The sequence below is a fragment of the uncultured Bacteroides sp. genome, from assembly GCF_949298305.1.
Taxonomy (GTDB): Bacteria; Bacteroidota; Bacteroidia; order Bacteroidales; family Bacteroidaceae; genus Bacteroides.
The window spans coordinates 1-10,059 of record NZ_CASFWU010000095.1; the positions used below are offsets into that span (position 1 = coordinate 1).

General features: G+C 53.2%; 12 protein-coding genes. 7 read left to right on the forward strand and 5 right to left on the reverse strand.

The features are described 5' to 3' along the window. Positions 1-233: 233 nt before the first annotated feature. The 4 genes from Q1Y74_RS11480 to Q1Y74_RS11495 all read left to right on the forward strand — a co-directional run bounded on the left by Q1Y74_RS11480 (position 234) and on the right by Q1Y74_RS11495 (position 3,277). Complete coding sequence (locus Q1Y74_RS11480) at positions 234-923, forward strand: response regulator transcription factor (RefSeq protein WP_300814464.1); 690 nt, start codon at positions 234-236, stop codon at positions 921-923. Positions 924-1,070: 147 nt separating this feature from the next. Further along, a complete protein-coding gene (locus Q1Y74_RS11485) occupies positions 1,071-1,397 on the forward strand; it encodes a metalloregulator ArsR/SmtB family transcription factor (RefSeq protein ID WP_300814465.1) in 327 nt (108 codons plus the stop codon). Positions 1,398-1,787: 390 nt separating this feature from the next. Next, complete coding sequence (locus tag Q1Y74_RS11490; RefSeq protein ID WP_300814466.1) at positions 1,788-2,021, forward strand: thioredoxin family protein; 234 nt, start codon at positions 1,788-1,790, stop codon at positions 2,019-2,021. A gap of 287 nt (positions 2,022-2,308) precedes the next feature. Next, complete coding sequence (locus Q1Y74_RS11495; protein WP_300814467.1) at positions 2,309-3,277, forward strand: permease; 969 nt, start codon at positions 2,309-2,311, stop codon at positions 3,275-3,277. 544 nt (positions 3,278-3,821) lie between these two features. Here Q1Y74_RS11495 and Q1Y74_RS11500 read toward each other — a convergent pair. Continuing rightward, positions 3,822-4,709, reverse strand: coding sequence for a PD-(D/E)XK nuclease family transposase (locus Q1Y74_RS11500; protein WP_300814468.1), 888 nt, complete (start codon positions 4,707-4,709; stop codon positions 3,822-3,824). Positions 4,710-5,140: 431 nt separating this feature from the next. Here Q1Y74_RS11500 and Q1Y74_RS11505 point away from each other — a divergent pair, with 431 nt between their 5' ends. Beyond that, positions 5,141-6,703 (forward strand): VapE domain-containing protein, encoded by a 1,563-nt coding sequence (locus tag Q1Y74_RS11505; protein WP_300814469.1) that lies wholly within the window; start codon positions 5,141-5,143, stop codon positions 6,701-6,703. A 76-nt stretch (positions 6,704-6,779) separates the two neighbouring features. On the opposite strand, the gene Q1Y74_RS11510 is transcribed toward Q1Y74_RS11505, so the two are convergent. From Q1Y74_RS11510 to Q1Y74_RS11520, 3 genes are all read right to left on the reverse strand, one after another. Continuing rightward, complete coding sequence (locus Q1Y74_RS11510; RefSeq protein WP_300814470.1) at positions 6,780-7,091, reverse strand: DUF3467 domain-containing protein; 312 nt, start codon at positions 7,089-7,091, stop codon at positions 6,780-6,782. An 80-nt stretch (positions 7,092-7,171) separates the two neighbouring features. Then, positions 7,172-8,113, reverse strand: coding sequence for a helix-hairpin-helix domain-containing protein (locus Q1Y74_RS11515; protein WP_300814471.1), 942 nt, complete (start codon positions 8,111-8,113; stop codon positions 7,172-7,174). Between the two features lie 165 nt (positions 8,114-8,278). Continuing rightward, positions 8,279-8,590 (reverse strand): DUF3467 domain-containing protein, encoded by a 312-nt coding sequence (locus Q1Y74_RS11520; protein WP_300814472.1) that lies wholly within the window; start codon positions 8,588-8,590, stop codon positions 8,279-8,281. 188 nt (positions 8,591-8,778) lie between these two features. On the opposite strand from Q1Y74_RS11520, the gene Q1Y74_RS11525 reads away from it, so the two are divergent. Both Q1Y74_RS11525 and Q1Y74_RS11530 read left to right on the forward strand, forming a co-directional pair. After that, the gene (locus tag Q1Y74_RS11525; RefSeq protein ID WP_300814473.1) at positions 8,779-9,360 is read left to right on the forward strand and encodes a hypothetical protein; all 582 of its coding nucleotides are present in this window, start codon (positions 8,779-8,781) and stop codon (positions 9,358-9,360) included. Beyond that, entirely contained in the window at positions 9,347-9,922 is a 576-nt protein-coding gene (locus Q1Y74_RS11530; RefSeq protein WP_300814474.1) for a PepSY-associated TM helix domain-containing protein, read from the forward strand. The genes Q1Y74_RS11525 and Q1Y74_RS11530 overlap by 14 nt, the downstream gene beginning before the upstream one ends. A gap of 10 nt (positions 9,923-9,932) precedes the next feature. Here Q1Y74_RS11530 and Q1Y74_RS11535 read toward each other — a convergent pair. Next, positions 9,933-10,059, reverse strand: a 127-nt coding sequence (locus tag Q1Y74_RS11535; RefSeq protein ID WP_300814475.1) for a PD-(D/E)XK nuclease domain-containing protein, incomplete at its 5' end; no start/stop codon positions are given.

A 10,059-nucleotide genomic window follows, 5' to 3' on the forward strand; every position in this document is an offset into this window, starting at 1 on the left:
TTGAGCTATCGGCTTTAACTCCTAAGCCCACCTTGGTGGGCGATAACTCCTTTTAACTCCTTTAACTCCTGCAAGTTTCGCACTTGCGAAACTTGAGAATATTAATATAATATAGAAGGAATACAGTAGTCAGGAGTGAAGAAGTGAAGCCAAATGTAATGTGCCGGTATGCCAGACTATCGGCTGAACTCCTTAACTTCTGACAGCTTAACTCCCCAATCCGACATTTAGCCATGACTCCCCTGAAAATTCTCTTCGCCGACGACGACCTGAAGTACTCCCTCCTGCTGAAGCGCTTCCTCGAACAGGAAGGCTACGAGGTGACCTACGTAGGCAACGGACTCAAAGCCGTGGAACAGTTCCCCCTCGTCAAGCCCGACCTCGTGCTGCTGGACATCAACATGCCCGGCCTGAACGGCTTCGAGGTGGCCGCCCGCATCCGTCGGACGGACAAGCACGTCCTCCTCTTCTTCCTCTCCGACCGCAGCGACAAGGCCGACCGCCTGCAAGGCTTCCAACTGCGCGCCAACGACTACCTGGCCAAACCCTTCTACCCCGAAGAACTCATTGCCCGCATCCGCGAACGCTTCGCCTTCCGCCTGGAGGAGACCGTGGAAGAGGAGACCTACCGCTTCGGCGGCACCGTGTTCAGCTACAACACCAACGAGCTGCGCACGGCCAGCAGCAAGGTGCTCGTCACCTCCCGCCAGGCCGACATCCTCCGCCTGCTGGCCCTGAACCTGGGCAACGCAGTGCCGCGCGACCAACTGCTCGAAGCCGTGTGGGGCAGCGCATCGTATGCCAACTCACTGGCGCTGAACGTACAGATCACCTACCTGCGCAAAGCCCTGAAGAACGACCCGACGGTGAGCATCGAGTCGCTGATGAAGAAAGGCTATCTGCTAAAGGTGGAAGAGGGGTAAGAGAGAGTAGAAGCCTCCGTTCAAGTCCCGCAGGGTCAAAATCCGGTAAATACCATGAATATCTTTTAAGAAGAAAAATGAAAATTCTTTTGGCAAGAAAGATATTATTCGTACTTTTGCGAACAACAAACAAAAGGAAAGACAGGAATGACTCAAAAGAAGTATTCGGAAGAACAGGAAAAGATAGCCCGCTTTGCCAAAGCAATGGGACACCCAGCACGCATAGCCATACTCCAGTTTCTGGCAGCTCAGGAATGTTGCTTTTTCGGCGACATCCACGAAGAACTGCCCATAGCCAAAGCCACGGTATCGCAACACCTGAAGGAGTTGAAGGAAGCCGGACTGATCCAAGGAGAAATTGAGGCGCCTAAAGTAAGATACTGCATCCATAAGGAGAACTGGGAAATAGCCAGAAGAATGTTTGCCGGTTTCTTCGGACAGTCGGTATGCCAAAAAGAGAACTGCTGCGGTTAAGCTCTTTTTTTGCAGCGAATGTTCGTTGTTCTACGAACCGCCAACAGGTGGCCGGCTTAAGCTTCTGAAGCAAATCTATCCTGTTTTGCACATCCCCTACACCCCTCTTTGACACCTGCAAATTCGGCTTTGCCGATATTCAACACGTACTTGCAGAAGTTAAAGAAGTTAGAAGAAGTTATCGCCCACCAGGGTGGGCTTAGAAGTTAAAAGCCAATAGAAAAACAAACAGCTCACAATGTATTGGCTTAACTCCTTAACTTCTTAACTCCTTAACTACCGGAGAAATATTAAATCCGAAACTTGAGTAACTTCTATAACTTCTTAACTTCCAGGAAGTGTTACTTGCGGAACTTGAGTTAAATAATAACAAAAAACAATTTTAGGAATATGGAAATTAAAGTATTAGGACCGGGTTGCTGCAAATGCAAGACAACCTACAATGTAATCGAAAAAGTAATCAGAGAGAACAATCTGGACGTAAAACTGACCAAAGTGGACGACATCATGGAAATGATGAACTACAACATCATGACTACTCCCGCCGTTGTTGTCGACGAGGTGGTGAAAATGAAAGGACAGGTTCCGACCGAGAGTGAAATAAAAAAACTTTTGGGCATCTGACAACCCGGATTATTGAACCGCGAACGGCAGAAACAACCCTTATTTAAGTTTCGCAAGTACTCAACTTATTAGTTGACAAGGCTTCAGTCAACAAGTCTACCGGGCCGGAATGCCCTGTTTGATATAGTGCCGCTTGAAACGGTCCGCTGCAAACGCCTTGTCAACTCGTTAACTTGTTGCTCGTCAACTGCAACTTGAGCTTGCGAAAGTTGAGAACCCTTATTGAATCTGCCGTTCTTTTTATATAAACATTGTTCGTATTTATACGAATTAAAAAACGGTAAAACATGATACAAGATTTTGCAGACTGGCTTGTTTACGGGCTGTTCGGGCTGAGTGCCGATACACCGTTAGGAGTGGCCGTAAACTTCTTCTTTTATGATACAATCAAGATTCTTATCCTGCTGTTCTTCATCAGCGTGCTGATGGGAATCATCAATGCCTATTTCCCGATTGAACGTCTGAGGAACTACCTGGTGACGCACAAGATGTATGGCATGCAATACCTGCTGGCATCCGTATTCGGTGCCGTCACTCCGTTCTGCTCCTGCTCTTCCATCCCGCTGTTCATCGGTTTCGTCAAAGGCGGCATCCCTTTGGGAGTGACTTTTGCCTTTCTCATCACCTCACCGTTGGTCAACGAAGTAGCCGTAGCCATGTTCCTCGGTTCTTTCGGACTGAAGGTGACGCTTATCTACGTCATCAGCGGCATCCTGCTGGGCGTTATAGGCGGAGTCGTGCTGGGACGGATGAGACTGGCACCTTACCTGACCGACTGGGTAAAGCAGATACAGGCACAGGCTTCGGCCCAGGCCGGCGAATGGGAAAAAGACCATACCACCTTCCTCAAGCGGCTCCCGACCATCATCCGCGATGCCTGGAAGATTGTCAGCGGCGTGCTTGTCTACATCCTGATAGGTATCGGCATCGGCGCCTTCATGCACGGTTTTGTCCCCGAAGGATTCTTTGAACAGTACATGTCGAAAGACAACTGGTATGCGGTTCCCCTGTCCGTCATCCTGGCCGTACCGATGTATGCCAACGCCGCAGGCATTGTGCCCATCATTGAAGTGTTTGTGGCCAAAGGCATTCCCATGGGTACGGCCATCGCCTTCATGATGGCAGTCATAGGCCTTTCGCTACCGGAAGCCACGTTGCTCAAGAAGGTGATGACCTGGCGACTGATCGGTATATTCTTCGGCACAGTAGCCTTCTTCATCATCCTGTCGGGCTATCTGTTCAACTATATCCTATAAGCGACCGGCCGTCTCAGAACCATGCTTGCACGGCTCATGAGCGACGCTTGCACGGCTCGCGAACCGTGCAAGCATCGCTCGTCAACATTGCATGTTTCGCCCGATAACTATCGATATTGTCCGGCCAAAGTAGGTAGTTACGGATGCCAGGTGGGACTTTACGGGGTGAAAGATGAGTACGCGGATGATACAGGCAAGGCGGATTTACACGGATAAAAAAGAGAAAAGGGGAAATTGGCTTCACGCTTTCAACAAGGAAGCCGCCTGCTGACAATCTAATGGATAGGGTGAAAGATAAAGTTTCACGCCCATTCAATTATAAATCAGTGAATCCGCATTGTCTGCATATCTATCTTTCACTGCAACCCGCTCACTCACACCTGTTTACGGTGAAACTTCACCCGGCAAACTCTTGACAATCACACAGGATTACGCAGATTCTCACGGATTAGATGCGATAGCTATATCTGTGCCAATCCACGTAATCCTGTGGTGAAATAAAAAGCTCTGTAAGTCTCCGTATGCTCCGTGGTTTATTGAATAGTTACAAATCTCTGATTTCCTTCACTGTGAGTCCGGTGATTTGGGCTATTGTTTCGATTGGAATACCGGCAGTTTTCATGGCGGCAGCGTTTTTAAAACGCTCTTCCCTGGCGCCTTCTGCCCTGCCTTCTTCTCGACCTTCGGCTCTGCCTTCTGCCCTGCCCTCAGCCCGTTCCGTCTGAATATTGTCCCGGAGAATGACGATATTGTCCAAATGACGATAATACGCTTTCAGCTCATCCTGACTCATCCGGTCCAGTTGCAACTGCTCCTTCACGGTGTCCAGTCCCGGTGCAGTGGCTCCGTCGGGCACTTCGCCCGTGTTCAGGTAATAAATCCATTCCTCCAGAGGGGTTTTCGCCACCCGGTTGAAGTCGTTCACCTTCAGGATGTAATACTCCGGGTAAAGTTGGCTGACATAATCAACCTTGAAAGTCTGGCGCTGGAAAGGAGAAAGTTCCAATAGGTCGCCCTCATGGATGCCGCGGAACTCGGTCTTGCCATGGTAGACAAAATCCTTTCCATGGCCTAACGAGAAATAGACGATGTTCACACTGTACACCTTGCGCACCTTCTCATACCCCTCGCCACGGTTGATATATTCCGTCACCAGCTTCGACGCACCGAAGAGCATACGCTGGAAATAGGCATATTCGTTGTTATTCTGCACTTCAATGAGGACAAGTTCGCCCCGTGAGTCTTCGGCAAGCATGTCCACGCGGTTATACTTGTCAAACTCATCTTCCTGGTTGCTTTCGCTTTCCAACAACTTGCAGATTTTCACTTTATCTTCCAACAACGTGGTCAGCAGTCCTTCCAATACCGCATAATTGGCCTTATTACGCAACAATCGCTTCATGGCCCAGTCGAAACGGATGTAATTTGCCATAGTCTTTCAAAATGAAGTTTATAACGCAAATAAACAAAGTTCCCGCTACATTTCCAAACGTTGAAAAGAAATATTCTTGCGACATGACGAGGGGAACCAGATTCACCACAGATTGCGAAGACTATCACGGATTGGATAGATTACCGCTACGTAATCTGTGGTGAAATGAAAGGCAATCCGTGGTGTTCCCCGGTGTTGAACGCAAAGTTGATTAATTTCTGTAAAACGCTTGACAACAGGCCGCAGATTTTGTATCTTTGGGAAAAGGAAGGGACAAGTTGACGAGTTAACAAGGGGACAAGTTAACAAGGAGACAAGTTAACAAGTCGGCAAGGAAGCCTCGTGGTCTGTAGCCTCGTCCCCTCGTCAACTTGTCCCCTTGTCAACTCGTCCCTAAACTTATAAACTTACAAACTCAAAAACTCAACCCCATGGCCCTGATTGCAAACCTGAAGAACTGGTTCCTTCCGTGGAACACACGCAAGGACAACACGACAAACGACACAACCGGAACGGCGGCGGCATCTTCCGCCTGCTCTTATGAACAACTGTTCACCGACCTGCAACACGTCTGCACCCGCCTGCCCGGCGGTGAAGTGTTCGTGGTGCTGGGCGGCGGCGAGTTCAGCGTCCGCCTGACGTGGACGCCCGACGCCCGCGCCAAGGACGAGCGGAAACGCATGTTCAGCCTGAACGGGCGGAACGAGGTCACCGAATGGGTGGACGCGCAACCCGCTGTACCCGAAGCGGATGCGGTGAAGGCAGCGGAAAAAACGGAAATGGAGAAGCCCTCGCGCCAGCAACAGGTGATGCAACGCCTCGGCCGCTACCTGAGGCTGCACTACGCCTTCCGCTACAACCTGCTGACGGAGCGGACGGAATGCGCCCGCATGGACACCGGCCGTGAGGACGACCCGCACCGCCTTACCTATACGCCCGTGGACAGCCGCACGCTGAACGGCATCGCCCTCGACGCGATGAACAGCGGCGTGGACTGCTGGGACCGCGACGTGAAACGCTACGTGGAGTCCGACCACGTACAGGCCTACCACCCGTTCGACCTCTATTTCCAGAATCTGCCCGCATGGGACGGTGCCGACCGTGTGACCGAGCTGGCCAAACGGGTGTCCGACAGCGACCTCTGGACACGCTCCTTCCACCGCTGGATGCTGGCCGTCACCGCCCAGTGGACAGGCCGGGGCGGTGAGGGCCGCCGCGCCAACAGTGTGGCCCCGCTCCTCGTCAGCACCGCCCAGGGCTTGGGCAAGTCCACCTTCTGCCGCCTGCTGCTCCCGCCCCGGCTGCGCGACTACTTCACGGAGAGCTTCGACCTGACCAACACTGCGTCGGCCGAGAACAAGCTGGCCTCGTACGGACTCATCAACCTGGACGAGTTCGACCGCCTGCCCGCCTCGCGGATGCCCCAGCTGAAGAACCTGATGCAGATGGAGGCCTTGCGCGTGCGCCGCGCCTACCGCCGCACGGCGGAGCCGCTGCCCCGCATCGCCTCGTTCATCGGCACGAGCAACCGCCGCGACCTGCTGACCGACCTTTCGGGCAGCCGCCGCTTCATTTGCGTGGAGGTGGAGAAGGCCATCGACTGCACCACGCCGATAGACCATGAACAGCTTTACGCCCAGTTGCTGCACGAGCTGGAGGGCGGCGAGCGCTGCTGGTTCAGCAAGGAGGAGGAGGCCGAAATCCAGCGGGCCAACCGCCCGTTCTGCCGTGTCACTCCCGCCGAGGAGCTGGTCGGCGCTTGCTTCCGCTTTGCGGAGTCGGGCGAGGAGGGTGCCCGCCTGATGTCCGCGGCCGAAATCTATGCCACAGTGAAACGCAGGAATCCTGCTGCGCTGAAGGACTGTTCGTGCACGTCGTTCGCCCGCCTGCTGGCGCAACTGGGCCGCAGGGTGCATACGAGGTACGGAAACGGGTACTGGGTGAAGGCGGTTGATGGTTCAAGTCCCGGTTCTACCGAAACTTGCAGAAATTAAAGGAGTTAAAAAGAAGCCCCTCCAACTCTTGCAAGTTTCGGGAAAAACAGACTTCCGGGAAATAAAAAAGAGAGGCCTAAGCCTCTCCTTTTACATTCGGTAACGGAGGCAAGATGCTTCCCTCCGAGATATGGATGGGTCCGCAGGCCCGTTCATACTTGGCGATGTTTTCCTCCAGCGCCTTCAGCAGCCGCTTGGCATGCTCGGGAGCCAGGATGATGCGCGACTGCACCCCCGCCTTGGGCATGCCCGGCAGGATGCGCACAAAGTCCAGCACAAATTCCGAAGTGGAATGGGTGATGATGGCCAGGTTGGCATACGTGCCCTGCGCCACGTCTTCCTTCAGTTCTATCTGAAGCTGTCCGTTGTTCTTTTCTTGATTCTCCATATTTACAGTCTTTAGTGTTTCATGTCACAAAGGTATCGGTTTCGGTTGGATTAAGCGAACGAAAAACGCACGTCCTCCGCTCACTCAAAGCAGACGTAGTGGCTGATGCGCTCCAGGTCGGCAGCCGTGAACTCTTCATAAAGGGACAGAGGCTTGAGACTCTCCAGCGGACCGTTTTTCCGGCGGTGTTCCACGATGACCCGAGCCTGATAAAAGTTGAAATACGGGTGGCGCCGCAAGCGGTCTACTCCGACACGGTTCAGGTTGATGCGCCTTATCGCCGCAGTGTCTATGCTGAACCAGGAAACCAGCTGACGGTGGTCCAGATTAATCTCGGCCAATTGCTCGATGCGGTAGAAACCGCCCAGTTGCTGACGGTAGCCGCTGATAAGGCGGGCTATGCCGCTGCCAATGCCGGGAATCATCTTCAACTGAAGAGTATCCGCACGGTTCAGGTCTACCACGGTGCCCGGCTCATACTTGGGCACAGGCTGCAAACGGACACTGTCCGTGCTGTCGGCATCTACCCATACCCTCGGGCGGACAGTGTCCTGCGGCGCAATCGTAATGAAAGGATGCAATGCGGCATACTGCTCATCCGTCAGTCCGTAAATCTTGCGGAAATCCTCAGGACGGCGGAATTTGCCGCCCTTCGCACGGTAGCGGCCAATGTTACGCGCCATCCAGGGGGGCAGTCCCAGACGGCGGAAGGTGAGCGAATCGGCCGTGTTGGGATTGAAGGGAAAAGGTGTGAGGGGTGTCTCCTGTCGTTGCCATGCCTCTTTGCGGCGTTCCGCGCGCTCCCGACGTTCACGCTCCTGGTGCAGAAGTCCCGCGCGAAAATCCCGATAAGCGGCCTCCTCCTGCTGCCCATCCAGTCCGGCAGCATCGGGCGCAGACTCCCCCAATCCTGCCAGGAAGAGGGCAACAAGAACCAGCCCCGCAGCCATCAGGGTCAACACAATCAGTGCCCGTCTCTCCCAGCGGGTAAAAAAGAAGAATACCGGATTTCGCCGTCGCATAAGCATCTCAACAAACCATCGTTTTACCGCCGTAAAGATAGTACATTCTCTCCACAGGTAGCCCTTCTTCAGACAAGAAAAGGAAACACATCGCCGGCTGCGACGCACTTCCTTCCTCGAAACACGAAGAATCGCCTCCAGAAAGATAAATAAAAAAGGAGAAGCCTAAGCCTCTCCTTTCACATTGGGCAACGGGGGAATCATGCCTTCCTCCGAGATGCGGATGGGTCCGCAGACCCGTTCATACTTGGCGATGTTCTCCTCCAGCGCCTTCAGCAGCCGCTTGGCATGCTCGGGAGCCAGAATGATGCGCGACTGTACCCCCGCCTTGGGCATTCCCGGCAGGATACGCACAAAGTCCAGCACAAACTCTGAGGTGGAATGAGTGATGATGGCCAGGTTGGCATACGTACCCTGCGCCACCTCCTCCTTCAGTTCAATCTGAAGCTGTCCGTTATTCTTCTCTTGATTCTCCATACTTGCAGTGTTTAATGATTCATGTCACAAAGGTATCTGTTTCGGTTGGATTAAGCAAACCTGAAGAAACAACTTATTCATGATACTGCCTCCCAAGTTTCTCCATCCTATGCTTGTAACATAACAATCCGGTACTTATCTTTGCGGAGAATATGAACCATTCCAAACCGATAGACATGAAAACAACGATGAAAAGCAAAATCTTCTTTGCCGCACTGATGGCTGCGGCTTGCGTAACCTTCACCTCATGCGGCAATAAAGCCAAGACGGCCGCCAACGCTTCTACTGAACAGAACGCCTCCACTGTTTTGGGAATAGACAGCCTGCTGGCCGAAGCCGAGGCTCTGGCCGGACAAGAAGTGACCGTAGAAGGGCTCTGCACACATACTTGCCAACACGGTGCCACGAAAATGTTCCTGATGGGAAGCGATGACAAGCATACCATCCGTGTGGAGGCAGGCGAACTGGGGTCTTTCGACACGAAGTGTGTCAATAGCCTGGTGCGGGTCACCGGCAAGCTGACAGAGGAACGCATTGACGAAGCCTACCTGCAACAATGGGAAAGCCAACTGAAGGAAAACACCGTCGAGCAACATGGCGAGAGTGAAGCCGGCTGCACTACCGAGAAGAACGCACGCGGCGAAACAGCCAATTCGGCCGAAGCACGCATAGCTGACTTCCGTGCCAAGATTGCCAAGCGGCAGGCCGAGGAGGGAAAGGCCTATCTGTCATTCTACTTCATCGAAGCCTCTGACTATGAGATTCAATAAGGCGGCGGGTACTGCACTCCGCAAGTGGAGCCGTCTCATCCATCGCGATCTCTCGTTTTTCTTCGCGGGCATGCTGTTGATATACGCTGTCTCGGGGTTGGTGATGAACCATCGGGACAGCATCAACCCAAACTACTCCGTCGAACGGCAGGAGTACACCCTGACCGAAACATTGCCCCCACAAGCGGAAATAAAGAAGGAGGATGTGCTTCGACTGTTGACACCGCTGGACGAGGAATCAAACTACACCAAGCATTATTTCCCCGAAGAAGATTGCATGAAAGTCTTTCTGAAAGGGGGCTCCAATCTCTGGGTCGACCTTTCTACCCGACAGGCCGTCTACGAGAAACTGACCCGCCGCCCCATCCTGAGCGCCTTCACCCGCCTGCACTACAATCCCGGCCGTTGGTGGACTTGGTTTGCCGATGCCTTCGCTATCGGTCTTGTCGTGATTACCGTCACCGGCATAGTGATGTTGAAAGGTTCCAAAGGATTGTGGGGTCGGGGCGGTATCGAACTGGTGGCGGGTATCCTCGTTCCTCTGCTGTTCCTCTTGCTATAACGATGAAGGGTTATTCCACCTTCCAGTCACTGACGGTACCCGTCTCGGAGGAGAACGCGGCGCCAATCTTGTACACACGGCGCGGGTCGGCAGCGTATTCGCGGGCATAGCCCTTCTCTCTGATTTGCTCCAGGGCC

Bases quoted from the DNA above. Each gene is read 5' to 3' on its own strand.
- Q1Y74_RS11505 (WP_300814469.1), top strand. From the start codon at position 5,141: ATGGCCCTGATTGCAAACCTGAAGAACTGGTTCCTTCCGTGGAACACA.
- Q1Y74_RS11515 (WP_300814471.1), bottom strand. From the start codon at position 8,113: ATGCGACGGCGAAATCCGGTATTCTTCTTTTTTACCCGCTGGGAGAGA.
- Q1Y74_RS11530 (WP_300814474.1), top strand. From the start codon at position 9,347: ATGAGATTCAATAAGGCGGCGGGTACTGCACTCCGCAAGTGGAGCCGT.
- Q1Y74_RS11490 (WP_300814466.1), top strand. From the start codon at position 1,788: ATGGAAATTAAAGTATTAGGACCGGGTTGCTGCAAATGCAAGACAACC.
- Q1Y74_RS11495 (WP_300814467.1), top strand. From the start codon at position 2,309: ATGATACAAGATTTTGCAGACTGGCTTGTTTACGGGCTGTTCGGGCTG.
- Q1Y74_RS11525 (WP_300814473.1), top strand. From the start codon at position 8,779: ATGAAAAGCAAAATCTTCTTTGCCGCACTGATGGCTGCGGCTTGCGTA.
- Q1Y74_RS11510 (WP_300814470.1), bottom strand. From the start codon at position 7,091: ATGGAGAATCAAGAAAAGAACAACGGACAGCTTCAGATAGAACTGAAG.
- Q1Y74_RS11520 (WP_300814472.1), bottom strand. From the start codon at position 8,590: ATGGAGAATCAAGAGAAGAATAACGGACAGCTTCAGATTGAACTGAAG.
- Q1Y74_RS11485 (WP_300814465.1), top strand. From the start codon at position 1,071: ATGACTCAAAAGAAGTATTCGGAAGAACAGGAAAAGATAGCCCGCTTT.
- Q1Y74_RS11500 (WP_300814468.1), bottom strand. From the start codon at position 4,709: ATGGCAAATTACATCCGTTTCGACTGGGCCATGAAGCGATTGTTGCGT.
- Q1Y74_RS11480 (WP_300814464.1), top strand. From the start codon at position 234: ATGACTCCCCTGAAAATTCTCTTCGCCGACGACGACCTGAAGTACTCC.